Annotated in this window: 19 protein-coding genes and 1 riboswitch; of the genes, 6 read left to right on the top strand and 13 right to left on the bottom strand. The window is 64.5% G+C overall.

What is annotated here, in order from left to right; genetic code table 11:
* Nucleotides 1-12: 12 nt before the first annotated feature.
* Nucleotides 13-228 carry a hypothetical protein gene (locus ACDH77_RS09970; protein WP_008575367.1) on the bottom strand — a complete coding sequence of 72 codons (216 nt, stop codon included), beginning with the start codon at nt 226-228 and terminating at the stop codon, nt 13-15.
* Nucleotides 229-325: 97 nt separating this feature from the next.
* Nucleotides 326-2,989 carry a TonB-dependent receptor gene (locus ACDH77_RS09965; RefSeq protein WP_338338542.1) on the bottom strand — a complete coding sequence of 888 codons (2,664 nt, stop codon included), beginning with the start codon at nt 2,987-2,989 and terminating at the stop codon, nt 326-328.
* Between ACDH77_RS09965 and ACDH77_RS09960 the strand changes: the two genes are divergently transcribed.
* Together ACDH77_RS09960 and moeB are read left to right on the top strand one after the other, a co-directional pair.
* A complete protein-coding gene (locus ACDH77_RS09960; RefSeq protein WP_154671618.1) occupies nt 2,988-3,152 on the top strand; it encodes a hypothetical protein in 165 nt (54 codons plus the stop codon). The genes ACDH77_RS09965 and ACDH77_RS09960 overlap by 2 nt on opposite strands.
* A gap of 22 nt (nt 3,153-3,174) precedes the next feature.
* Nucleotides 3,175-4,380 (top strand): molybdopterin-synthase adenylyltransferase MoeB, encoded by a 1,206-nt coding sequence (moeB, locus tag ACDH77_RS09955; RefSeq protein WP_008575364.1) that lies wholly within the window; start codon nt 3,175-3,177, stop codon nt 4,378-4,380.
* Nucleotides 4,381-4,719: 339 nt separating this feature from the next.
* Here the strand turns inward: moeB and glp are convergent, their stop codons facing one another.
* The 8 genes from glp to ndk form a co-directional block, all read right to left on the bottom strand.
* Nucleotides 4,720-5,940, bottom strand: a complete 1,221-nt coding sequence (gene glp, locus ACDH77_RS09950; protein ID WP_008575363.1) for a gephyrin-like molybdotransferase Glp — start codon at nt 5,938-5,940, stop codon at nt 4,720-4,722.
* A 302-nt stretch (nt 5,941-6,242) separates the two neighbouring features.
* A complete protein-coding gene (der, locus tag ACDH77_RS09945) occupies nt 6,243-7,640 on the bottom strand; it encodes a ribosome biogenesis GTPase Der (RefSeq protein WP_003482878.1) in 1,398 nt (465 codons plus the stop codon).
* Nucleotides 7,641-7,650: 10 nt separating this feature from the next.
* Nucleotides 7,651-8,868 (bottom strand): outer membrane protein assembly factor BamB, encoded by a 1,218-nt coding sequence (gene bamB / locus ACDH77_RS09940; RefSeq protein ID WP_008575359.1) that lies wholly within the window; start codon nt 8,866-8,868, stop codon nt 7,651-7,653.
* Complete coding sequence (locus ACDH77_RS09935; RefSeq protein ID WP_008575358.1) at nt 8,868-9,506, bottom strand: YfgM family protein; 639 nt, start codon at nt 9,504-9,506, stop codon at nt 8,868-8,870. The genes bamB and ACDH77_RS09935 overlap by 1 nt, the downstream gene beginning before the upstream one ends.
* A 70-nt stretch (nt 9,507-9,576) precedes the next feature.
* Nucleotides 9,577-10,437: a helix-turn-helix domain-containing protein gene (locus ACDH77_RS09930; RefSeq protein ID WP_008575356.1), complete on the bottom strand. Its 861-nt coding sequence runs from the start codon at nt 10,435-10,437 to the stop codon at nt 9,577-9,579.
* Nucleotides 10,434-11,222, bottom strand: a complete 789-nt coding sequence (pilW, locus tag ACDH77_RS09925; protein ID WP_011347312.1) for a type IV pilus biogenesis/stability protein PilW — start codon at nt 11,220-11,222, stop codon at nt 10,434-10,436. The genes ACDH77_RS09930 and pilW overlap by 4 nt, the downstream gene beginning before the upstream one ends.
* Before the next feature lie 10 nt (nt 11,223-11,232).
* Complete coding sequence (gene rlmN / locus ACDH77_RS09920; RefSeq protein ID WP_008575352.1) at nt 11,233-12,438, bottom strand: 23S rRNA (adenine(2503)-C(2))-methyltransferase RlmN; 1,206 nt, start codon at nt 12,436-12,438, stop codon at nt 11,233-11,235.
* Between the two features lie 18 nt (nt 12,439-12,456).
* Nucleotides 12,457-12,882 carry a nucleoside-diphosphate kinase gene (ndk, locus tag ACDH77_RS09915; RefSeq protein ID WP_002812972.1) on the bottom strand — a complete coding sequence of 142 codons (426 nt, stop codon included), beginning with the start codon at nt 12,880-12,882 and terminating at the stop codon, nt 12,457-12,459.
* A gap of 218 nt (nt 12,883-13,100) precedes the next feature.
* Between ndk and ACDH77_RS09910 the strand changes: the two genes are divergently transcribed.
* The 3 genes from ACDH77_RS09910 (at nt 13,101) to ACDH77_RS09900 (ending at nt 17,497) form a co-directional block, all read left to right on the top strand.
* On the top strand, nt 13,101-13,733 hold the full coding sequence (locus tag ACDH77_RS09910; protein WP_003482890.1) for a TetR/AcrR family transcriptional regulator: 633 nt from the start codon (nt 13,101-13,103) through the stop codon (nt 13,731-13,733).
* Between the two features lie 24 nt (nt 13,734-13,757).
* Entirely contained in the window at nt 13,758-16,130 is a 2,373-nt protein-coding gene (locus ACDH77_RS09905) for a 3-hydroxyacyl-CoA dehydrogenase/enoyl-CoA hydratase family protein (RefSeq protein WP_218488802.1), read from the top strand.
* Nucleotides 16,131-16,291: 161 nt separating this feature from the next.
* Nucleotides 16,292-17,497: an acetyl-CoA C-acyltransferase gene (locus ACDH77_RS09900; protein WP_372353857.1), complete on the top strand. Its 1,206-nt coding sequence runs from the start codon at nt 16,292-16,294 to the stop codon at nt 17,495-17,497.
* A 312-nt stretch (nt 17,498-17,809) separates the two neighbouring features.
* On the opposite strand, the gene crcB is transcribed toward ACDH77_RS09900, so the two are convergent.
* The 3 genes from crcB to ACDH77_RS09885 all read right to left on the bottom strand — a co-directional run bounded on the left by crcB (nt 17,810) and on the right by ACDH77_RS09885 (nt 20,066).
* Nucleotides 17,810-18,211, bottom strand: coding sequence for a fluoride efflux transporter CrcB (gene crcB / locus ACDH77_RS09895; RefSeq protein WP_008575332.1), 402 nt, complete (start codon nt 18,209-18,211; stop codon nt 17,810-17,812).
* Nucleotides 18,212-18,319: 108 nt separating this feature from the next.
* Nucleotides 18,320-18,388, bottom strand: a riboswitch (Fluoride riboswitch).
* Between the two features lie 2 nt (nt 18,389-18,390).
* On the bottom strand, nt 18,391-19,764 hold the full coding sequence (locus ACDH77_RS09890; protein ID WP_031422595.1) for a replication-associated recombination protein A: 1,374 nt from the start codon (nt 19,762-19,764) through the stop codon (nt 18,391-18,393).
* On the bottom strand, nt 19,761-20,066 hold the full coding sequence (locus ACDH77_RS09885; RefSeq protein WP_223648267.1) for a hypothetical protein: 306 nt from the start codon (nt 20,064-20,066) through the stop codon (nt 19,761-19,763). Before ACDH77_RS09885 ends, ACDH77_RS09890 begins: the two co-directional genes overlap by 4 nt.
* Between ACDH77_RS09885 and xopZ the strand changes: the two genes are divergently transcribed.
* Nucleotides 19,995-24,161: a XopZ family type III secretion system effector gene (xopZ, locus tag ACDH77_RS09880; protein WP_228729057.1), complete on the top strand. Its 4,167-nt coding sequence runs from the start codon at nt 19,995-19,997 to the stop codon at nt 24,159-24,161. The genes ACDH77_RS09885 and xopZ overlap by 72 nt on opposite strands.
* Nucleotides 24,162-24,232 lie beyond the last annotated feature (71 nt).

The following is a 24,232-nucleotide window of genomic DNA, read 5'->3' as shown; positions in this document are numbered from 1 at the left end:
CAGCGTCCCGTGTCATGCGCCAGGATCCGCCGGCCCCAGCTGATTGGCGGCCAATATCTCGTCGATACGTTTGACGATCTGCGCTGCCTGCTCCTGCGATTGCGCCGCACCGGTGATCTTCTCGGAACGGGCCCGGAACACATCCCAAAAATCGTCCGGGTGCTGACTGCGCATCTCCGGCAACGCTTCGGCAAGCTGCTTCAATTGTGCATCGATGTCAGGTGTCATCACGGTCTCCTCTTCTGTGCTCACGCTACCGCTGCGCCGGTGAGCCCGATGCCAACGTGGTGCGCAGACCGCGTTATCCGCATCAACGTTATCCGCATCACAAACGGAAGCGAAAACCCAGGGTGTAAGTCCGCTCGGGCGATGCGATCTCGCGCGGGAAATCGCCATGCCGCTGACCGAAATAATTGTTGGTCGTGGTGCCGAGCAGATTGGTGGCCTCGGCAAACAAGGTCACATGCCTGTTGAGCTCGTAATTGAAGGCGGCATCCAGCCATTGCTCCCGCCCCTGATTGATTTGCTCGGGCTGATCGCCTGAGCTGTTGAAGCTCACCGCATAGTCGCCATGCCAGTTGTAGGCGACCCGCGCCGAGAACCGCGCGTATTCGTACATCAGGATCGCGTTATAGGAATTTTTGGAGACGTTGGTCAACGGCTGGCTGATCCCTTCCGGCGATTCGGCCTTCGCCGAGATATAGGTGCAGTTGAGCTGGCTGCCGAAGCCGGACCACCCACCCGGCAGAAAGTCGTAGAACTGCGTGTATCCCACCTCCACGCCCTTCAAGCTGCCCTCGCCGGTATTGCGCGGCCGGCTGATCGAATAGACGATGCCACCGATGGATTCATCGGCTGCGTAATTCTGGATATAGCCATCGATCTTGCGATGAAAGCCGGCAACCGACAGCAATGAGCCGGGACGGAAATACCATTCCAGCGACACATCGGCATTGCGCGATTCCACCGGACGCAGCTGCGGGTTGCCGCCATTGCCGCGCGCCGGCAACGATTCGGTGGACTGATACAAGGCCAGCTGCGGATTGAGATCGGCAAATTCCGGGCGCGTGATCGTGGTGCTGCCTGCCAGCCGCAGCATCAGGTTGTCATGCAAGGTGAGGTTGGCGCTGTAGTTGGGTAACACCTCGTCGATACGCAGATCGATGCTGACCGGGCTCAGCACGCCATCCACCGACTGGCTGCCCTGCAGTTGCGAATCCAATCGCGTCGCGCGCGCCCCCACACGCCCATCGACAGGAATGGACCCAAGCGAGAACCCGTAATTCACCTGCGCATAGATCGCATAGCTGTCTTCGCGATCGTCGAAGAACAAGGCAGGGTTTTCATCGGGCCGGCCCGGCGGCTGCCCCATCACGGTACGTAACCGGGTGCTTTGCTGCAGCAGGACGTCCTGGTTGGCCGATGCCCAGCGATCGCTGGTGAATGCACGCGCCCCGTCGAGCATGTTGCCGGGCGTTACCGATGCCAGGCCGGACACCTCGCTCAAGTAGATCGGTGCGCCGGTCAGATTGTTGCGCGCGCCGGTATCGCCGGAGTGATTGGTCGCCGTCCGCCGGCTTGCGCGCGCACCTACGTCCACCGATCGCAACGGGCCCAGCTCCAGGTCGAAGGTGGCATCGGCCCGCCATGCCCACTCTTCGCCTCTCTGCGTGTTCCAGCTGTCGTAGTACTGACTCAGTTCCCAATTTCCTGGCGCTGTGACGTCATAAGCGCTGCCATCGGCCTGGGTGATCCAGACATCTGCAGCGCCGCCTGACGAACGCATGTTCAATCGCGGCGCCTGCGTGGTCATGTCCAGGGTGAACGAGCGGTTCTCGGCAGTGCTATGGGTATAGGCGAGCTCGCTGCTCGCACGCATGCGCTCGCCGGTCCAACGCCAGCCCAGCGCAGCTTGGTAGGTATCGGATGCGTTCTTGTGCGCTTGCGTGCTGGAGAGCGTGCGCACCTCGCGCGCCACCAGGCCAGCCAGCACATCACTGCCCGGCCGCAGGCTGACCGCTTCGGTGTTCTCTGGCGTGGCCAGCCCTGGGAATGGCAACCAGTAATTCACTTGGGGCCGGTTGTCGTACCCGATGTACAGCGTGTCGAAATACACCTCGCTGTTCTCGCTTGGCGCCCATTGAAACGAAAAATTCGCCGATTTGCGCTTGCGATCGCCGCGCGCCATCAATCCGCCTGCGCTGTAAGGCACGTAAATCTGCTGGGCCGGATCGAGCGGGTTCGCCTTCCGGTCGTAAGTGCCGTACAACGTGTTGGATTCCTGATACGGGCGGCGTTGATAGGACACGCTTCCCATCCAGCCCATGCGGCCCAGCCCGGTGTCGCGGCGCTGGCTGAGGGTGAGGCTGCCATTGGGAACGGTCTTGCCTGATTGGTCGCCCCGCAAGGCGCTGATGCTGCCGGCAATGGTGCTGTCCTGATCGAAATCGAATGGCCGCCGCAGATGCACATCGACCACCCCGGCGATCCCACCTTCCTGAAATTGCGCGCCAGTGGTCTTATACACATCCACGCTGCGCAGCAATTCGGCCGGAACATCGGCCAACTCCATGTCGCGACCCACCGTTGTGAAGACGTTGCGCCCATCCAGGGTGGTGATGACGTTCGGCAAGCCGCGTACCAGCACGTGCCCCACTTCGCCACCGGCGCGCGCCACCTGCACGCCGGTCACGCGTTGCAGGGCCGCAGCCACGCTGTTGTCGGGCAGCTTTCCGATGTCTTCGGCGACGATGGAATCGCTGATTTCCGCATTCGATTGCTTGATCGCGATGGCGCTTTCCACGCTGCTGCGCACGCCTTTGACCTGCACCGCCTCCAACGTGGATGTGGCCGGCGCCGCGGGATCGGGGTTGGGCGCGGCCTGTTGCGCCGCCGCGTTGCAACTCAGGGCCAAACCGATGCACACACCCAGCGGCCGATACGTGATGGCACGCCGCGCGACAGACGCATGCTGCGACGGAACAAGCATGATGGCCTCCTGGGGCAGCAGTGCGATGACGCGCGGCTGGGCGCGCCCGCGCAAGTCAGGCAAACCGGGCCGGACGAGCCGCGAGGTGTTGAACAAGGCCGAATTACAGCGGTGCCGCTCGCAGTGCAGCGTGATCGCGTCCGCCATCGCGCCGCAATCATGACGCGCCTTTCATCAACGGCGAGGTGCGTGCGTGTCATGGGCAAGACTGCACATCGCAGCTGCTGCGTTTGCGCGACAATGGCCGCATGAGCAGCCACGACATCTCTCCCGCCGACGCCCGTGCCCGCGCCCTGCAAGGCGCCCTGCTGGTCGACATCCGGCAACTGCATGAGCGTGCCGGCGGCCAGGCCGAAGGCGCGTTGGCGATCGCACAGAACTCCCTGGAAACCGAGCCTGCAGCCCATCTGCCGGAGCAAACCCGCGCAATCGTGTTGATCTGCCAGAGCGGCAAACGCTCGGCACACACGGCCGCCATCTTGCGCGCGCACGGCTATGCGCACGTGGCGTCGGTGGCCGGTGGCACCAGCGCATGGGCCAGCGCCGGCCTGCCGTTGGTACGCCCGACGTTGCCGGCGGACGAGCAGGATTTTCTTGAGCGTTATTCACGCCATCTGCGTCTGTCCCAGGTCGGCCTGGAAGGTCAGCGGCGCCTGGCGCGCGCGCGGGTGTTGCTGATCGGCGCAGGCGGACTAGGCTCGCCGGCCGCGTTCTACCTCGCCGCAGCCGGTGTGGGGCATCTGCGCATTGCCGACGACGACGTGGTGGACCGCAGCAACCTGCAACGCCAGATTCTGCACACCGAAGACAGCGTCGGCACTGCAAAGGTCGACTCCGCCGCGCAGCGCATTGCCGCGCTCAACCCGCGCGTGGACATCGAGGCGGTGCAAACCCGCGTGACGGCCGACAATGTCGAAGCGCTGCTGCAGGATGTGGATGTGGTGGTGGATGGCGCAGATAATTTTCCTGCGCGGTATTTGCTCAACGATGCGTGCGTCAAATTCGGTAAACCACTGGTTTACGGCGCCGTGCAGCAGTTCGAAGGACAGGTCAGCGTGTTCGATGCCGGCCGCCACCGCGGTCATGCGCCTTGCTACCGCTGCCTGTTTCCCGAACCACCGCCGCCGGAATTTGCGCCCAGTTGTGCCGAGGCTGGTGTGCTCGGCGTACTGCCCGGAGTGATCGGACTCTTGCAAGCCACCGAAGCGATCAAGTTGCTGCTCGGCATTGGTGACGGCCTCACTGGCCGCCTGCTCAGTTTCGATGCATTGGCGATGCGCTTTCGCGACATCCGCTTGCCGCCGGACCCGCACTGCCCGGTGTGCGCGCCTGGCGCGGCATTTCGCGGCTATGCGGATTACGCGGCGTTCTGCGGCAGTGCGGTTGGTTGAGCGAGCCCACAGCGGCGTGTGGTGTCGGTCGCTGACTGATTGGCTTGCCACCGATGCAATGCGAGGTATATCGATACGTCAAGCACTTCGGCGACGTTTGCGTGGATGGCTGTCTTGCGCCCCACCTCACCACTCTCCCACCGGGAGAGCGGCTATCGAGCGATTGGCTCCCATTGTCGAGGCGTTCGCTTCCAGGCCACGCCCAAGACGCTTGAGCAGTTTGACGATCGCCCTACATGTTGAAACGCCGCGACACGCACGTCGCATGCGCTGCCCATGACGTAAACACTCCAACAGGGCGCGCATCATTCTGCCGGGCACCAACGATCGAGCAAACACTCACAACGCGTAAGGAATCACCCGCACGATCTCGCCAGCCTCAAAGCGCCGCGCCTGCTCGGGCAGCACGATCAATGCATTGCTGTCGGCCGCGCCACGCAGTAGATGCGAGGCATCGCCACGGTGCGGCAGCGCGGTCAGCCGCCCATCTTCGCCGCATTCCAATCGCCCACGCAGGAATTCCAGCCGTTCGTGGCGCTTGTCCCATGGGCTTGCCAACGCCGCATGCCAGACCGGGCGCGGCTCGCTGCGTCCCTGCAATCCATCCAGCAACGGGACGCCGTAGGCGATCAGCGTTGCCAGCACAGAGACCGGGTTGCCCGGCAAGCCTAGGACCAGGCAGCGGCCAATCTGCCCCAACACCGCCGGCATGCCCGGGCGCATCCGCACACGCCAGAAATGGATGCGCCCCAATTCGCCGATCAGACGCGGCAGATAATCCTTTTCGCCAGCAGAAACGCCGCCGCAGGTGATGACCACATCGAACGCTGCGGCCGCATCTTCCAGCATGGTGCGGATACGTAGCGGGTCGTCCGGCAAGGTCGGCCACGCGGTCGGCGCATAGCCCAGTGCACGCAGCTGCGCCATCAGCATGTCGCGGTTGCTGTTGTAGATCTGACCCGGGCCGAGCGGCATGCCCGGCTCGATCAGCTCATCGCCGGTGGCCAGCACCGCAATGGTCGGGCGCGGCGCGACCGCAAGCCGCGACACGCCCAGCGCAGCGGCCAGACCGATACGTGCAGGCGTCAGCACCTGCCCGGCCTGGATCACCAGGTCGCCGGCACGCACATCGCTGCCGGCCAGGCGCACGGCTGCGCCCGGTGCAGGCGCGGTCTTAAACTGCATCATGCCATCGCGTTCGTCGGCATCTTCCTTGGGAATCACGGTATCGGCGCCATCGGGCAGTGGCGCGCCCGTGGTGATACGCAGGCATTGCCCGGCGCCCAGTGTGCCGGCCCAGCGCTCGCCGGCAAACTGTTCGCCAACCAGCTGCAGCGACGCATCGCCGCCAGCAACATCGGCGTGCCGCAGCGCAAAGCCATCCATCGCGCTATTGGCAAACGGCGGCAGCGCCAGCGGTGCGATCAGGTCGCCGGCAGAGATCCGCCCATCGGCGCGCGAGGTGGCGATGTTTTCATCGGGCGAACGGTTGCTGGCCGCGACACTGCGCAGAATCTGCAGCGCCTGCGCGTACGGAATGCGGGAAGGATAATCGGTCATGCCGCGCAGGATACCAGCGCATCGCCAACGCGAAGGGTGGCCGCGCCACGCGTCGGCCAAAGGAGATGGGCTTTAACGACGCGCCGCGCTGCGAGCGACTTCGATTGCACCGGCACGCGCCGCCACCCGCGCCAAAGACCGAAAAGCTGCACGCGGCAGGAACTGCCTCACGTATCGATCGAGCGATCGGGAGGAGGCGCGGAACGTTTAGAACCCTGCCTGCACGCGGCGAACGCGCAGCCTGACCGATCTGCGCGCCTGCCGAACCGCCTGAACATCACAGCTCAGGCAGCCTGGGGCCCTTACTTCCCTTTGACATGCCGCATCAGGCGCCGCTTACGGGCCACCTGGCGATCGGAGAGCGGATTCTTCTTGCCCTCGTACGGGTTGGCGCCCTCGCGAAAGATGAAACGCACCGGCGTACCAACCAGCTTGAAACGCTTGCGGAAGAAGTTTTCCAGATAGCGCTTGTACGACTCCGGCAACACCTTCAGGCGCGTGCCATGCACGATGAAGGTCGGCGGATTCGCACCGCCCGGGTGCACATACCGCAGCTTGGAGACATGCCCGCGAATGCTCGGCGGCGGGTTGGTCTCGTAAGCGATTTCCAGTGCCTGGTTCACTTCGCTGGTGCTGAATTCGTGCGTCGCCGAGGCGTGCGCACGATGGATGGCCTGGAACAGCTCGCGCATGCCCGAGCCGTGCAATGCAGAGATCCGCACCGCCTCTGCCCAATTGACGAAGCCCAGCTTGCGCGACAGCAGGTCTTCGGCCTGCGCACGCTGGTAATCGCTTTGCCCGTCCCACTTGTTGATCGCCACCACCAGCGCCCGGCCGGCATCCAGGATCGCGCCGAGAATCGTCGCATCCTGGTCGGTCACGCCTTCGGTAGCGTCCAGCATCAGCACCGCCACCTGGCATTGCTCGATCGCCTGCAGCGTCTTGAACGCGCTGAACTTCTCGACCGCCTCTTCCACCTTGCCGCGCCGGCGCAGGCCGGCGGTATCGATCAGGCGGTACTGACGGCCATCGCGCTCCAGGTCCACCGCGATCGAATCGCGCGTGGTGCCCGGCACTTCCGAGGCGATCATGCGTTCTTCGCCCAGCAGGCGATTGACCAGCGTCGATTTGCCGACATTCGGCCGGCCCACGAAGGCGATCCGCACGCGTGCCGGATCGTTGTCCAGCAGCTCGCCGGCACCTTCCTCGGGCAGCCGCGCACCCACCTCGTCAAGCAATTCGTCGATGCCCTGCCGATGCGCCGCAGACAACGCCACCACGTCGGAGAAGCCGTAGCGCGCGAATTCCGAGCGCACGGTTTCTTCGTCGGTGCCGTCGATCTTGTTGATCACCAGCACGGTCGGCCGCGCCAATTTGCGCAACCAGGCCAGAATCTCGTCATCGAGCGAGGACGCGCCTTCGCGGCCATCGACCACGAACAGCACCAGATCGGCTTCGCCGGCGGCGGCCCGTGCCTGGCGGGCCGTGGCTCCAGCAAGACCTTCCTCGTCGCCGGCGATACCACCGGTATCGACGACGATGAAGGGCTGCTGCTCGTCGAGACGGCAGACCCCGTAGTTACGGTCGCGGGTGACGCCAGGCTGGTCGTGGACCAGCGCGTCACGGGTGCGCGTCAGCGCATTGAAGATGGTGGACTTGCCGACATTGGGCCGTCCAACCAGGGCGACCAGGGGCAGCATCGCAAGGTCCTTATTGTGCCAACCGGAAGGCGGTGAGATCGCCGTCGGTGTTTTGTACCAGCAAAATGCCGTCGACCACCTGCGGCTGCGCCAGCAGCGTATCGCGTCCGGCACGTGCGCGCGCAGCCAGTGCGCCGTCGCTGAGTTTCAGCCAGTGCAGATAGCCCTTGTAGTCGCCGACCACGGCGTAATCGCCCTGGATGGCCACACCGGTCAGCGAACGGCGTGCCAACGCAGCCTGCGACCACATCGCCGCACCGCTGCTCTTGTCCAGCCCCCACACCGATCCAGCATTGTCGGACACCACCACGACGGCCGACGACACACCAACGCCACCGGCGCCGCCGTGATCGCGCGTCCACAGCGGACGGCCGCTCGGGCCTTCCAGTGCGAGGGTTTCATTCTTGAAGCTGGTCGCGTACAGCGTGGTGCCATCCAGCACCGGCGCACCATCCACATCGGACATGCGCTCCAGCTCGGTACGGCCTTCCGGCACGCCGATGGCCTGCTCCCACAACGGGCGACCGTCCTGCAGCGCCAGCGCACTCAAGGTGCCGCTGTCGTTACCGACGAACACCACGCCCGGGCCGGTCACGATCGGCGCATTGCCGCGGACGGACAAGGTCGGGCCTTCTTCGGCATGGAACCAGCGACGCTCGCCGGTTGCCGCATCAAACGCAGTCACGCGACCGTCGTTGCTACGCACCAGCACCAGGTTCTGTGCAATGGCCGGCGCAGCAATCACTTCGTTCGGCACCTTGGCCCGCCATTTTTCAGTGCCGTCGGCCTGGTTCAAGGCGATCACATCGCCGGACAGGCTACCGATCACCACCAGGCCCTCGCCCACACCGGGACCACCGGACAGGCGCTGCTTGAACTTGCGGTCGTTACGCTCTTCTTTCTTGGGCTTGTATTCCCAGACCCGCTTGCCGGTCTGCAGGTCGAGTGCCTCCACGCCACCGGTGATCGCCGCTGCATACACCTTGCCATCGGCCACGGCCGGGCGCTGACGGACACCGATATGCCCTTCACCCTTGCCCACACCGGCAGACCAGATCTTCTCGACCTTGACCGACGGCTCGAACTTCACCAGCTCGGCAGGTTCCTGCGCCTTCTTGGCAGCAGCGTCCTTCCCGGCGAACCAGCCCTTCACGGTGCTGCAGCCAGCCAGCGACAGACCCATCACGGCAATCAACGCAACGCGCTTATACATATCAACCTGCTTCATCAAATCTGCTCCGCCGGATCGGGCACCTTGCCGCCCACATCCATCAGCTTGGTTTCCAGCAACCGGCGCTGCGGCGAAGCCACATCCACCGTGGTCAGGGCGCGGGTGTACAGCGCACGCGCCTCATCCGGCTTGCCCTGCGCGACCAATGCATCGGCGCGAATCTCCAGGCTGGCGTGGTCCTGCGCGTCGGCCAGCAGCTTGATCGCTTCGTCGGGCTTGCCGCTTTCGGTCAGTACGCGCGCCAGGCGCTGCTGCACGATCTGCTTGAGCTCGCCTTCGGCGGGCACGTCGCGCAAGGTCTTGATCGCTTCGGCATTCTTGCCGGCATCGACCTGGGCCTTGGCCAGCCGCAGCGCCGCCAGCTCGGCATAAATACCGCCCTTGCCGTCGTCCAGTGCCACGATGTCCTTGGCGGCCTTGTCCAGGTCCTTGGCCTGAATCGACTTCACCACCGCCTCGTAGCGGCCATTGGCCTCGACCAATGCGGTATTGGTGCGCGTCTGCCACCACTGCCAGCCCAGGATCAGTGCCAGACCAAGCAGGACACCGCCCACCAGACCTGCGCCATTCTTTCTCAACCAGGAACGAACGCGTTCGCCTTGTTCGTGTTCGTCCAGCAGATCGTCGATCGCCATGCGTACTCTCGCTCCGTCATCCCGGAGGCACGGAACATCAAAAGGGATAAATGAAAAACCGCAGTCCGCTTCACTCGGAAGCAGGTACCACGGAGCCGTCGGAGGATACCGCAAAACGGGCCACGTTAGCGCGCTGGAACGGTTTCACGTCGACGATACTGCCGCCTTGCTGAACCTGTACCGCCGAGGCATTACCGAGCACGATGCGCCCCACCTGACCGGGCGAATACGTGCGTTGTTCACCGGCACGTATCAGGGCTTTTTCCACCGCACTGCCATCCGGTGCCAAAATCTGCACCCAGCTGTCGCCGCTGAAACTCAGCGACAAACTGCCGCCGGGAGCAGCTGCTGCCGCAGGCGCCTTGGCGTCGGCGGTCGCACGCGGCACCGGGGTCATCGACGCGATATACGGCGCCGGCTGCTCGCGCGGCGCGGCGGCCGGCTGCGTTACCGGCGTACCTGGCGCAGCGGACTTTGCAGCCTCAGGCATGCTGTCCAAGGACACCGTGCTAGGCGCTTTGCCATCCAGATGCGAGCGCGTCGCGTACCAGACCGGCACCGCAAACACGCCGGTGATGACCACGTACATGGCCTTGCGCGCGGTGCTTTCGAGAATGCGCCGCGCACGCGGCGTATGCGTGTGACTGACCAGCTTGACCGGCTCGATCGGCGCAATGGTGGCCTGCTGCAACAGCGGCTCCAGATCGACCTGCAACAAGCGCGCATAGCTGCGCAGCTGCCCGCGTACGAACACCGGCGCGCCCAGCCGCTGCCAGTCTTCCTGCTCCAACGCGTGCACCACGTGGGCCGGCATGCGCAGCTTGCCGGCCACCTCGTCCACGCTCAGACCTGCTGCCTCGCGCGCTTCGCGCAAATGCTGTCCGCAGCCCTTTTCCTGCTCGAAAAGGTTCGGATTGGAATCACTGATCACAATGCATTGGCCCCGGGAGTAGCGGTCGCTGCGTCAGGGAATTCCTTGACCAACCGCTGTTGGTAACGGCCGGCAGCTACCTTGTCGCCTAGCCCTTGCTCAATCTGAATGGCGAGTTGTAACACGGAAGCAGTTGCCGGTGCAGCCGCAAGGCGGCGTTCGATAAAAGCGCGGGCTTCGAAATAATTGCGGCGCCCGGCTTCCAGACGTGCCATCGATTCGAGCGCATACGGATTATTCGGGTCGAGATCGAGCGCTTTGCGCAGATCGCCCGCTGCTCGTTCAGGCTGTCCTGCCTTGAGCGCGCAACCGCCGGCATTGCCCAAGGCAGACGCAGGCGAGGCATACGTCCGGTCGGCCAGCGCACGATCGAACCATGTCAACGCTTCGGCGGGCGAGCCATTCGCGCACAACCAGGCGCCATAGTTATTCAGCACGTCGCCGCGTTGCGGTGCGAGTTCTGCGGCCTGCCGGTACGACGCCCCGGCCGCCGCCGTATCGCCCCTGGCGCCCTGAATCAGCGCCAGCAGGCCGATGGCATCCACCGACTGCGCGTCCTTTTTCAAGGCGGCGCGCACCTGCTCTTCGGCACTGGCGTAATCGCCGGTCTGCAGCCGATTGCGTGCCAAGCCTAATTTTTCCTGGACAGCCAAGCGATTCTTGGTGGCTTTGTCGTCGCGGAACGAGTACACCGGCGCGACTTCCTCCACACTCTTGGCCGAGCCGGCCTTGGCATTGCGACCACCGCAGCCGACCGCGCTCAGCGCGATCGCCACGGCCGCCATTAACGCGAGTTCACGCTGCCGCATCTCGATCGGCCTGCCCTTCCAATGTGCGGCGGAACTCCGCCTGGCGACGGGTACGGTCCATGACCTGCCCCTTGAGCTGCCCGCATGCGGCGTCGATGTCGTCGCCACGAGTGCGGCGAACCATCGTCAGCACCTGCGCATCGAGCAGGATCTTCTGGAACGCGCGAATCTCGGTCTCGCCCGAGCGCTCATAGCGCGTTCCAGGAAATGGATTGAACGGAATCAGATTGACCTTGCCGGCGTCCTTGGACTGCACGGCGTTGTCGAACTGCCGCATCAACCTGGCCAACTGGCGCGCATGCTCCGGCTGGTCGTTGATGCCTTTCATCAAGGTGTATTCGAAGGTCACCGAATCGCGTTTCTTGCTGCCGCGCAGGTAGCGCGCGCACGACTCCATCAGCTCGGCGATCGGGTATTTCTTGTTCAACGGCACCAGGCTCTCGCGCAGCGTGTCGTTGGCGGCATGCAGCGAGACCGCCAGCGACACGTCGCTTTCGGTGGAGAGCCGGTCGATCATCGGCACCAGGCCGGAGGTCGACAGCGTGACCCGCTTGCTGGCCAGCCCGTAGCCAAGATCGTCGCGCATCACACTCATCGCGCGCACGACGTTATCGAAATTCATCAGCGGCTCGCCCATGCCCATCATCACCACATTGGTGAGACGGCGCTGCTGGTGCGGCACATTGCCCAGATGGCGCGCCGCCACCCACACCTGGCCGATGATTTCGGCGGTGGTGAGGTTGCGGTTGAAGCCCTGGGTGGCGGTCGAACAAAAGGTGCAGTTCAAGCCGCAACCGACCTGGGAGGACACGCACAGCGTGCCGCGGCCCTTGTCGGGGATATACACGGTTTCGATGGCGTTCTTGCCGTCGGCGCCCATGGCCAACAGCCATTTGTGGGTGCCGTCGGCCGAAGGCTTGTCGAACACCACGTTCGGGACGAGGACCTCGGCATGCTGGTGCAACTTCGCACGCAGCGCCTTGCCGAGGTCCGTCATCTGGTCGAAATCGGTGACGTAGCGATGGTGGATCCACTTCATCACCTGATGGGCACGGTAACGCGCCTCGCCGAGCGTGTCGGCGAAGAAGCGCTCCAGACCCTCGCGATCGAGGTCGAGCAGGTTCTGCTTGCGCGGCTCCGGGGGACGGACGGAGCCGTCCTGCAGCACGGAAGGGATCACGACCTCATTCACGATTCGACTCACTCGGCCTCAGCGCGAGACCACTTCGGTGGCAGCAAAGAAATACGCGACTTCGTTGGCAGCGTTCTCGACCGAATCCGAGCCGTGGGCGGCATTGGCATCGATCGAATCGGCGAAGTCGGCGCGGATGGTACCCGGCGCAGCATCCTTGGGATTGGTCGCGCCCAGCAGGTCACGGTGTGCGGCAACGGCGTTCTCACCTTCCAGCGCCTGGATCATCACCGGGCCGGAGATCATGAACTCGACCAGCGCGTTGAAGAACGGACGCTCGCGGTGAACGGCGTAAAAGCCTTCGGCTTCACGGCGCGACAGCTGCTTGTACTTGGCGGCCACGACCTTCAGGCCAGCCTTTTCGAAGCGGCTGTAGATTTCGCCGATGACGTTCTTGGCAACGGCGTCGGGCTTGATGATGGACAGGGTGCGCTCCAGCGCCATGGGAAGTTCTCCGTTGGGCGGGCCACTGAAGGCCCGAGGTTATCATGAAAAAAACCCGCGACAAAACGCGGGCTTAGGCTTCTTTGCGATGGTCAATTCTATCTCGTCAACGCTGCGTTTGCACACCGCCCACTGAATCGTGCTGCGTTGCGACATGACCCGCTCGCATGCGAGCCCGTAGACTCAAACAATCGTTTGATTGAGTCCTGTCTTCGCGCATGCCCAAGCCCGCCCACTTCTCCACCAAGGACCGCATTCTCGGTGCGGCCGAGGAGCTGTTCGCCCAGCACGGGTTCGCCGGCACGTCGCTGCGCCAGCTCACCACGCAGGCCGACGTCAATATCGCCGCGGTTAACTATCACTTCGGCTCCAAGGAAAACCTGGTCAACGAGGTGTTCCGCCGGCGCATGGACGAGATGACCGCCGCGCGCCTGCAGCAGCTGGAAACGGCAAAGAAGTCCCAGCCCGGCGAGCTCACGGCCGTGCTCGCTGCCTTCGTCGAGCCGGCGTTGGCCATGGCGCAGGACCGCCAGAACGGCGGCGCGTTCGTACGCGTGATTGCGCGCGCTTACGCGGAAAAGAACGACAACCTGCGCAAGTTCCTGTCCGACCACTACGGACATGTGCTGCGCGAATTCGGCAAGGCCATCGCCGGCTGCGTGCCGGGCCTGAGCAAGGAAGAGCTGTATTGGCGGCTGGACTTCCTGGCCGGCGCACTGACCTATGCCATGGCCGATTTCGGGCTCATCAAGCGGCCTGCGGGCGTCAGCGAGGCCGACCATCGTGCGCGCGCGGCGCGCGAACTCATCCGTTTCGCGGAACCCGGGTTCCGCGCTCATTCCACACCGTAAACGTTCCACAAGAGGCCTATCGCTATGTCCAACCCGTTGCTAGTCCGTCGTGCCGCCGTGCTCGGTGCCGGCGTCATGGGTGCGCAGATCGCCGCGCACCTCACCAATGCCGGTGTCGACACCGTGTTGTTCGACCTGCCCGCCAAGGAAGGCCCGGCAGACGGCATCGTACTCAGGGCGATCGCCAATCTCGGCAAGCTGAGCCCCGCCCCGCTCGCCAGCAAGGCGCTGGCCGAGGCGATCACGCCCGCCAATTACGAGAGCGGCCTGGAACAGCTGCGCGATTGCGATCTGATCATCGAAGCGATCGCCGAGCGCATGGACTGGAAGCAGGACCTGTACAAGAAGATCGCCCCGTTCGTGGCCGATCATGCCGTGCTGGCCTCCAACACCTCCGGCCTGGGCATCAACAAGCTCTCCGACGTGCTGCCCGAACAGTTGCGTCACCGCTTTTGCGGCGTGCATTTCTTCAATCCGCCGCGCTACATGCACCTGGCCGAGCTGATCCCGGCCAAGGGCACCGACAAGGCGGTACTGGAAGGCCTGGAAGCCTTCCTGGTGACCACGCTCGGCAAGGGCGTGGTGTATGCGAAGGACACCCCGAACTTCATCGGCAACCGCATCGGCGTGTTCTCGATCCTGTCCACCATCCACCACACGCAGGAATTCGGCCTGGGCTTCGACGAAGTCGATGCGCTGACCGGCCCGCTGGTGGGTCGCCCGAAGTCGGCCACCTATCGCACCTCCGATGTGGTCGGCCTGGACACCATGGCGCACGTCATCAAGACCATGGGCGACACCCTGCCCGACGACCCGTGGCATCAGTATTTCAAGTCGCCGAAGTGGCTGGACGCATTGATCGGCAAGGGCGCGCTGGGCCAGAAGGTCGGTGCCGGCATCTTCCGCAAGGTCGGCAAGGACATCGTGGTGGTCGACCTGGAGAAGCAGGACTATCGCCCGGCCGATCGTAGCGCCGCGCCAGAGGTGGTCGAGATCCTCAAGATCAAGAACCCGGCCGAAAAGTTCGCCAAGCTGCGCGAAAGCCAGCACCCGCAGGCGCAGTTCCTGTGGGCCAGCTTCCGCGACCTGTTCCACTACAGCGCCTACCACCTGGCCGATATCGCCGAGACCGCACGTGACGTGGATCTGGCGATCCGCTGGGGCTACGGCTGGTCGCTGGGCCCGTTCGAGACCTGGCAGGCCGCTGGCTGGAAGCAGGTGGCGCAGTGGATTGCCGAAGACATCTCCAACGGCAAGAGCATGAGCAGCGCGCCACTACCGAACTGGGTGTTCGACGGTCGCGATGGCGTGCATGGCGCCGAAGGCTCGTACAGCCCGGCGCGCGACGCCAAGCTGCCACGCTCATCGCTGACGGTGTACAAGCGCCAGCGCTTCCCCGATCCGTTGCTGGGCGAGCAGTTCTCGCCGGGCGAAACCGTGTTCGAAAATGACGGCGTGCGCATGTGGCACGACGGCGATGACATCGCCGTGGTCAGTTTCAAGACCAAGATGAACACCGTTTCCGACCACGTGCTCAATGGCCTGCAGGAAGTGGTTGGCCGCGCCGAGAAAGACTTCGCCGGTCTGGTGATCTGGCAGCAGAAGGAGCCCTTCTCCGCCGGTGCCGATCTGGCCGGCGCGCTTGGCCTGCTGCAGGCCGGCAAGGTCGATGCGTTCGAAGCATTGGTCGCCAATTTCCAGGCCACCAGCCAGCGCATCAAGTACGCGCAGGTGCCGGTGATCTCGGCCGTGCGTGGCCTGGCGCTGGGCGGCGGCTGCGAATTCCAGATGCATAGCGCCAAGACAGTGGCCTCGCTGGAGAGCTACATCGGCCTGGTCGAAGCCGGCGTCGGCCTGCTGCCGGCCGGTGGTGGCCTGAAGGAAATTGCGGTGCGTGCCTCGATCGCCGCAGGTCCGGGCGGCGACGTGTTCGCCGAGCTGAAGAAGACCTTCGAGACCGTGGCAATGGCCAAGGTTTCCAACTCGGCCGTCAATGCCAAGGAACTGGGCCTGCTGCGTGCCACCGACAAGGTGGTGTTCAACAGCTATGAGAGCCTACACATCGCCAAGGCCGAAGCGCGCGCGCTGGCCGAGGGCGGCTACCGCGCCCCGCTGCCGGCACGCCGCATCCAGGTCGCCGGCGACGTCGGCATCGCCACCTTCAAGATGCTGCTGGTCAACATGCTGGAAGGTCGCTTCATCAGCGAATACGACTACGAAATCGCCAGCCGCATTGCCACGGTGGTCTGCGGTGGCGAAGTGGATCGCGGCGCGCTGGTCGATGAAGAATGGCTGCTCAAGCTGGAGCGCAAGCACTTCGTCGAACTGGCCCAGCAGGAAAAGACCCAGGCGCGGATTGGGCACATGCTCAAGACGGGTAAGCCACTCAGGAACTGAGAATCGGGATTGGGGATTGGGGATTCGCAACAGCGGGTCCCCGCCCTCCAACTTTCTCGCTTCCACCAAATTCATCCGCCGGGCAGGAACATTCGGGCACGCGGATTCGCTTTGACGAATCCCAAATCCCGAATCCCGAATCCCGGCTATCGGAGATAGCCATGAGCAAGCAGATTCAAGAAGCCTACATCGTTGCCGCCACGCGTACGCCGGTGGGCAAGGCGCCGAAGGGCGTGTTCCGCAATACCCGTCCCGACGACATGCTGGCGCATGTGCTGCGCGCCGTGGTCGCGCAGGCGCCGGGCATCGATACCTCGCGCATCGACGACGCCATCATCGGCTGCGCCATGCCCGAAGGCGAGCAAGGCATGAACATGGCGCGCATCGGCGTGTTGCTGGCGGGCCTGCCCAATTCAGTGGCCGGTCAGACCATCAACCGCTTCTGTTCGTCCGGCATCCAGGCCATCGCCATGGCCGCCGACCAGATCCGGCTGGGCAATGCCGACCTGATGCTGGCCGGCGGTACCGAGTCGATGTCGATGGTGCCGATGATGGGCAACAAGGTGGCGATGTCGCCAAGCGTGTTCGCCGACGACCATGTGGCCATTGCCTATGGCATGGGCATCACTGCCGAGAAGGTCGCAGAAGAGTGGAAGGTGTCGCGCGAAGACCAGGACGCTTTTGCGCTGGCCTCCCATCAAAAGGCGATCGCCGCAATTGCCGCCGGCGAGTTCCGCGACGAAATCAGCCCGTACGAAATCCATTCGCACCAGCCCGATCTGGCAGGCAACGTCATCGCGCTGCGCAAGCGCCTGGTCGACACCGACGAAGGCCCGCGTCCGGATAGCTCGCTCGAGGGCCTGGCCAAGTTGCGCCCGGTGTTCCGCAACGGCCAGTTCGGCGGCAGCGTCACCGCCGGTAATTCTTCGCAGATGAGCGATGGCGCCGGTGCCGTGCTGCTGGCCTCCGAGCAGGCGATCAAGGATTACGGCCTCACACCGCTTGCGCGTTTTGTCAGCTTCTCGGTAGCCGGCGTGCGCCCGGAAGTCATGGGCATTGGACCGATCGCCGCCATTCCCAAGGCGCTCAAGCAGGCCGGGCTGACCAAAGATCAACTCGACTGGATCGAGCTTAATGAAGCCTTCGCCGCACAGGCGTTGGCCGTGATCCGCGACAGCGAACTGGATCCATCCAAGGTCAATCCGCTGGGTGGCGCAATCGCCCTTGGCCACCCGCTGGGCGCCACCGGCGCGATCCGTGCCGCCACGCTGGTGCATGGCCTGCGCCGTCGTCAGCAGAAGTACGGCATGGTCACCATGTGCATCGGTACCGGCATGGGCGCTGCGGGCATCATCGAAGCGCTGTGAAGCGCGTTGGAGCGCCGGGTCGGCCTTCCGGGTCGATCTGGTGTTTCCATCTGTGTCATCCATCCGCGGAGATCAGGTGTTAAGGATCACATCGCCATGCTGTGCCCAAAAGGGCGTGCGCAAGCACGCCCTTTCCTTTCTCGGTCAATGCGGTCTTGCCAACGTCGCGGCGCTCCAACGCACATCCCCCGCGTGCCCAGTGAAACGCTGAGCGTTGCGTTCTGATGCATCGGTCATGTCGTTGCGGCCTGAAGCCGTCGATCCAGCTGTCGCAATAGGGACGCCGCAGATACCGCTAGCAAACGGCGACGCTCAGCGCGCCACCAACCATTGACCGGTCCGCGCCCCTGCAACGACCAGCGCCAGTCCAGCCAGCAAGGTCACCGCCAGATAGATGCCGATCATCGTCGAGCGGTCGGTGCGCGCAAACACCAGGCACTCCATCATCAGCGACGAAAACGTGGTCAGCCCACCGATCACGCCGACGATCAACAGGGCCCGCAGCGGCCAGCTCGAGGGCCCGCGTGCATCCAGCCAGACCAGCAACACGCCGGCCACAAACGACCCGAGCAGGTTCACCGTCAGCGTTCCCCAAGGGAAGCCGGTACCGAAGCGCTGGATCAACGAGGCACCGATCGCAAAACGCAAGCCCGATCCCAGTGCACCACCGGTCATTGCCAACAACAGCTGTTGCCACCACACCGGTGCGTTCATACGCGCACCCCGCGACCAGAGCGTGTGTTCGAAAAAAAAGTGTGCGACATCGGCGTCATCCTTTGTGAGTCAAAAGCGATGCCGGGGCACAGGCCTGCCGCCCCGGCGGGGTGGGCAGGCATCATCAGCGCGCAGGGTGCGTGCGGTTCGAGGAGGAATGCCATCTCCTGTGCGGCCGATTATGCCGTGGGCTTGCCGGCCTTGTCAGCCCGTGCCAGCGCGCGCGCCTCGCGCAGCCGATCGAGCTTTTCCTTCAGCTTGATCTCCATCCCGCGCGGCACCGGGTTGTAGTACACGCGCTCGCCCATCGCATCCGGGAACCCGGTCTGATCCAGCGCGATGCCGCCCTCGGCATCATGGTCGTACTGGTAATCCTGGCCATAGCCCAGCGTCTTCATCAGCTTGGTCGGCGCGTTGCGCAGATGCAGCGGCACCTCCTGCGTGCCGGTGGCGCGCACGTCGGCCTTGGCCTGGTTGAAGGCCGCGTAGCCGGCGTTGGATTTGGCAGTGCTGGCCAGGTACAGCACCAGCTGTGCGAATGCCAACTCGCCTTCCGGGCTGCCGAGGCGCTCGTAGATGTCCCAGGCTTCCAGCGCCATGCTCTGCGCGCGCGGATCGGCCAGGCCAATATCCTCGATCGCCATGCGGGTCAACCGACGCGCCAGATACGCAGGGTCGCACCCGCCATCGAGCATGCGCGTCAGCCAGTACAGCGCTGCATCCGGGTTGGAACTGCGTACGGACTTATGCAACGCCGAAATCTGGTCGTAGAACTGCTCGCCGTTCTTGTCGAAGCGGCGCGTACGGTCGGCCAGCACCTGCAGCAACGTCTGCGGCGTAATCTCGCCACCCTCGCCTGTCGCCAGTTCTGCGGCAATTTCCAACAGCGTCAGCGCCCGACGCACATCGCCGTCGGCGGCGCTGGCGATTTCCAGCAGCGACGCTTCGCTGACCTGGATCGTCTCTGCCCCCAAGCCGCGCTCGGCATCGCGCAAGGCACGCTGCAAGGCTTCGACAATATCCTGCGGCGACACGCCTTCCAGCACATGCACGCGGCAGCGCGACAACAGCGCTGAATTCAACTCGAAGGACGGGTTTTCAGTGGTCGCACCGACGAACAGAATCGTGCCGCGTTCGATATGCGGCAAGAACGCATCCTGCTGGGCCTTGTTGAAGCGATGCACCTCATCGACGAACAACACGGTGCGGCGGCCACCGGCAAAACGCTGCGCCGCCTCTGCCAGCACCTGCCGCACTTCCGGCAAGCCGGAGAGTACGGCCGAGATCGCCTTGAATTCGGCGTCTGCGTAATGTGCGAGCAACAAGGCCAATGTGGTCTTGCCGCATCCCGGCGGGCCCCACAGGATCATGGAGTGCACGCGGCCGGATTCCACCGCGCGCCGCAGGGCGCTGTCGGGAGCCAGCAATCGCTTCTGGCCCACCATCTCGTCAAGCGTGCGCGGCCGCATCCGCTCTGCCAAGGGCCCCATGGCGCTGCGATCGACGTGCAGCAGATCGGGTGTGATCGAGTCGGGACGTTTGGCTTTGCTCACCCCTTCATTCTACCGCCTGCGCCTGATGGACGTTCCACAACGCAGTGTTCGGCCATCGCTGGGACGCCGACGTTCTCTTTCCAAGCGACCACTTCGCGCAGGTGCAACGCATCGACTGCGTAGCGCAATACTGTTACTGAGTAACGAGTGACCGCAATCGCCTGCCGGCATTCCGCATCGGCCACGAGCTGCGCAAGCGCAAGCGGCAGGTTCAGCGCACGGATTCCACCATGCCTCGCATTCCGCTTCGCCCCTCCGTCATCGCCGCTTGCCTTCCAGGCATGGCCGAGACCATCGCGCATCCATCCAAGCCTTCTGCGCGGCGGCAGACGCACAACAAATTGGCGACTCCGGACCCATGCGCGTTCGAGGCGGAACTGATCCAGGCACAGGAAGATCCGCTGGGTTGGTCCGCGACGCTACTTGAGCAAGCAAGACAGCCAAGCGTCGTCGATCCCGGACTGAAGGCCGCTCCCAAACGCAAACACGCCCTCCCGCGCCCCTGCAGGAAGGCCGCAGAACGATTGGGGCTCAGTAGCGGTTCGCCAGAACCACATACGAGCCTGCTGCGCTATTCCTCGGTGCAGTACGCGCGGGACACACCAGCTTGCCCATCGGATCGCAACGCCGATGCCGCCCGTGATCTGCGAGCAGCCCCGCTGCTGTCCAATGCCACCCAGCATCTCAATGAGGCCCTGATCGCCCGCCTGGAACAATCCAACAACGACCTGGCCGCACGCATCTGCCGGCGTCGCCAGGACGAGCTGAGCTACGCGCATGCACAAACGCTACAGGCTGCACGCGAGCAGTTGGCCCTGAGAGCCCGGCGCGCCGCCAACCTGAGCGACAGCATCAACGCGCTGACGCGCGAACGTGCCGAACTGCTGCAACAGCTGCATGGATGCAATGCACAGACTGATGCAGTGGCGGCCGCGATCCACGATCTCGAGTCGGACATCCTCTCCGCACGCGCCGCATTGAACGCGCTACCGCACGATCAGCCGTCGCGCGCTGTCGCAGCGCACGCGGGCCCATCCTCGGCCGACGCGCAGCAGGGCGTCGATCGCTTACAGCTGCAACGCGCCTGCACCCGGCTCGAGCACGCAGTGCAGCAGGCGCGCGCACGCGGCGATGCGCTGGCCAAAGCGGTCTTTTTCGGCCGCGGCTCGGCACAGGCAGCACAAGCAGAGCAAGCACTTGCGGAAGCTAACGCGGAAATCGATCGATTGCGAAGCGCGTATGCGCAAGCACGCGATGCGTTGCAGTCGGATCAAGCAGGCAACTCTGCCAACAGGCCGGCTTCGCGCACGCTCGGCTCGCACCTTGCTGCAGAGCGAAACCGAGAAGTCGAGGCACTGCGCACACGGCTGGGACGCAACGAGAACATGCTGACCCTGCAACGCACGCATGCCGAGCGCTGTCGGCGGCATGCGCGACGCCTACAGCAGCGCCTCGACCAGGTCGAGGCGAAACTGCAGCAGGCGCGGCATTCGTCGCGGATCAACACCGAGGAGGTGTGGCAGCACGAACAGACGGTCAACGCGCTGGAAGCTGCGAACGGCGACATGCAGCGCGTGGCGGAACATGCAGCCGCGCAGCCGCCGGCCGATGAGGCCCGGCCCGTCGCTGCCGAGATCGTCGCCGACACCATGGACGCACTGCTTGGCGCCCTGCCCGGCTTTCGCGAGGAAACCATCGACCCCGTGAGTCGACAGGTTCTGCGCGCCTGGGCTGACGGTCTGCATGGCCGCAGCGCTGCGTTCGGGGGCGACGCCTTGCAGCCGGTCGACGCCTTGCGCATCGCCCTGCAGGCCTTGGCGATCGCCAGCGAAGGCGATGCTGCCGCAGCGGCCGACGTGCTGCGACGCCTGGGCATGGTGCGGTTGCGTGAGCTGATTCCGCCGCCACAGGTCTCCATCGCTGCCGAGGCGGCCCAGCCAATGGAGATCGTCACCGCCTGCGTCGGCCTGTTGGCCAGCGTTCCGCGCGGCATGCAGGTTCTTTCGCACATGCTGCGCGAAGAAGCCACGCCCCCCTCCAGGGAATGGTTGGAGGCGGCGCAGGTCCATCTGCGTGCCAGCCACCGGCTTGCACTGACGCCGGACGCAGAACAGGCTGAACGCAGCTGGCTGGGCGATGCGCAGATGGGAGCGCGCCATGCCGTGCATGGAGACTCGCCGCTGCAGGGCCTGCAGTCTGCAACCGATGCCCAGCGCGGCGCATTTCACGCATTCCGCAATGGCTACGAAACCACCCGGGCAGGTTCACCCTATGCGCGCGTCAACGCATGCCTGCAGATGTTTGCGCAATGGGCGGTCGCAGGCAGTGGGCGGCGCGGCAGGCGCGCCCTCAATCCCTTCAACGCACTTGAGCTGGGAATGAAGGTTGGCGCCTCCGAAGCGCTTCCCACCGCCGTGCGGCGTGCCAACGACGCTTTTCGCGAAGCGGCCGGCCACCTGACCAGCTGGCTCGTCGCGCGCCGCCAGATCCAGCTGGCTGGCGGGCGAATGCCGTCGCAGGACGAGCTGGCAATGCAGGCACTGTTGGAATACGTGCAATGGCTCCCACACGAGCAGAACGCAACCGACCTGACCTTCACCGCCAAGGTGCTGGGCACGATCGAACGGCGTGCCCAGGAGCTTCAGCGCTCGGTGGCTGCCTCCGTGAACGAGACCGACGACCTGCAGACGGCGGCGTGCCATCCGGCCATCGCATCCGCGTGGGGTGCGTTACGCGCCGGCCGCATGCGTCTGCCCGAAACGCTGCGTCTGATCCAGCGTGGCCTGCTCGACCACGCCGGACAGCCGAGCGACCTGCCGGTCGGTGCAGCGACCCTGGATGAAGAACTGGCGTCTGACGCGCGCACCCACTTTCATCAGGCCATCGGTCATGCAAGTCGCCTTCTGCACGAGGGCGACACCTCCCGCGTCAGATCGCCACGTGCGCTGTTCGAATGCCTGCGCAACCTGATGGAACGACTGGAATGGCGCGACAAGCTGCGTCTTACCGAGCAACGGGTGATCGGACTCAATACGACGCCGCTGTCGGCCGCACTTGCGATCATCCCCAGCGGCCTGGGACTGAAACTCTCCGCGGGCGGCCAGACCAGTTCCGATCGCTCGGTGGAGATTTACATGGGGCGGACAGGGTTGTCGCTGCAGATCGGGCGGCAGAAGGCGCGGCAGTTCAACGCCAGTACCGGCATTAGCGCGGGCGTGCTGCTGCCGGGCACCGAACACGCACCGGTGGGTATCACGGGCGCAGCCGAATGGCGCATGAAAAAGGAATCGGGCATCGAGCATGGCGTGCAAATCCGCGTACCACGACGGGGCAAGGGCCAGGAGCTGGAGCAGCGCGCGCAATTCCTGGCCATGTTCGAACACTTGCTGCAACTGGCCGAGCAATCCGGCGACGATGCAGGCCAGTTGAGCGAGCGCGACTTCCTGGGGGAGCTGCTGGCGCACCACCCCAGCATCACCGTTGGCTTGATCGGCCATGCCGAACGCAATACTTCGGCCACCGAATCCAGCCTCAGCGTCGCTGCCGGCGTGCGCGTGGGAAACATGGATGGCCAACCGCGTCGCGCCACCCTCGGCGCGTCGCTCGGCGTGAAAGCGCGGCGCGAAACCTCCCGGTCGCAGACGCCGATCGAAGGCTACATGACCATGGTGCTGAAGGATTCGAGCGCGCAATCCAGGGTAGAGATCGCAGGGCGCGCATCGGCCAGTGTCGTCGCCCGGCAGTGGACGCACCCCGGCACCGGCAATGCGCCGCCCACACCAGTGGCGCGGCTGTCCATGGCCACGCTTGATCTCGGCTACAGCAGGGAACTGCGCTCGGCCGGCAGCACGACGTTCTCCACCTTGTGGATGTTCAACAACGAAATCGATCCCGTGCGCACCGATCGTGGCTTCGAATTCTTCAATTTCGCCTCATTCGAACGCGAAGTGAAGCGCAACTGGCAGTTATGGACCCACTACGGAATCTCCAAACTGCAGGGCAAGGTCGATGACCAACGGCTCTATATGGTGGCCGAGCGCCAGTTGCAGGACTTCATCGACCGGGTCCGCCTCCACATGCAAGACAACAAGTTCGCCTCGCTGATCGTGGACTGGGTGTTGCAGGCAGAGGCTGCACCACGCCTGGACGCGCTGCGCGCGCAGGCCCAGCTATTGCGGGTCGCCGGATGCGAAGCGCAAGCGGCAGAAGCCGATCGCGCGTTCGATGAGCTGATCAGCCACCCAAGCATTTGGGAACCGACCATCCTGATCCTGCGCGAAAAGGGCAAACGCCAGCGCGAACGTGGCCTCGATTTCTTCATCAAACGCCAGACCAACCAGGCAGCGGAGGCGAGTCGGACGGTTGGTCAGTGGATCCCGTACGAGCCAGTCCCGTAGCGTGGTGGCATCGCTCCTGTGCGGGTGCATCTGTCAGGTCACGACGACTGTTGCGCGCCCGCAGGCACAGC

Source organism: Xanthomonas axonopodis pv. maculifoliigardeniae, from assembly GCF_041519315.1.
Lineage (GTDB): Bacteria > Pseudomonadota > Gammaproteobacteria > Xanthomonadales > Xanthomonadaceae > Xanthomonas > Xanthomonas euvesicatoria.
Note: the sequence above shows the minus strand (reverse complement) of the source record. Positions and strands in the feature narration are given on the sequence as shown.

Bases quoted from the DNA above. Each gene is read 5' to 3' on its own strand.
- ACDH77_RS09970 (WP_008575367.1), bottom strand. From the start codon at position 228: ATGACACCTGACATCGATGCACAATTGAAGCAGCTTGCCGAAGCGTTG.
- ACDH77_RS09960 (WP_154671618.1), top strand. From the start codon at position 2,988: ATGATGGCCTCCTGGGGCAGCAGTGCGATGACGCGCGGCTGGGCGCGC.
- ACDH77_RS09965 (WP_338338542.1), bottom strand. From the start codon at position 2,989: ATGCTTGTTCCGTCGCAGCATGCGTCTGTCGCGCGGCGTGCCATCACG.
- glp (WP_008575363.1), bottom strand. From the start codon at position 5,940: ATGACCGATTATCCTTCCCGCATTCCGTACGCGCAGGCGCTGCAGATT.
- der (WP_003482878.1), bottom strand. From the start codon at position 7,640: ATGCTGCCCCTGGTCGCCCTGGTTGGACGGCCCAATGTCGGCAAGTCC.
- bamB (WP_008575359.1), bottom strand. From the start codon at position 8,868: ATGAAGCAGGTTGATATGTATAAGCGCGTTGCGTTGATTGCCGTGATG.
- ACDH77_RS09935 (WP_008575358.1), bottom strand. From the start codon at position 9,506: ATGGCGATCGACGATCTGCTGGACGAACACGAACAAGGCGAACGCGTT.
- pilW (WP_011347312.1), bottom strand. From the start codon at position 11,222: ATGGCGGCCGTGGCGATCGCGCTGAGCGCGGTCGGCTGCGGTGGTCGC.
- ndk (WP_002812972.1), bottom strand. From the start codon at position 12,882: ATGGCGCTGGAGCGCACCCTGTCCATCATCAAGCCCGACGCCGTTGCC.
- ACDH77_RS09910 (WP_003482890.1), top strand. From the start codon at position 13,101: ATGCCCAAGCCCGCCCACTTCTCCACCAAGGACCGCATTCTCGGTGCG.
- ACDH77_RS09905 (WP_218488802.1), top strand. From the start codon at position 13,758: ATGTCCAACCCGTTGCTAGTCCGTCGTGCCGCCGTGCTCGGTGCCGGC.
- ACDH77_RS09900 (WP_372353857.1), top strand. From the start codon at position 16,292: ATGAGCAAGCAGATTCAAGAAGCCTACATCGTTGCCGCCACGCGTACG.
- crcB (WP_008575332.1), bottom strand. From the start codon at position 18,211: ATGAACGCACCGGTGTGGTGGCAACAGCTGTTGTTGGCAATGACCGGT.
- xopZ (WP_228729057.1), top strand. From the start codon at position 19,995: ATGCCTCGCATTCCGCTTCGCCCCTCCGTCATCGCCGCTTGCCTTCCA.
- ACDH77_RS09885 (WP_223648267.1), bottom strand. From the start codon at position 20,066: ATGCGCGATGGTCTCGGCCATGCCTGGAAGGCAAGCGGCGATGACGGA.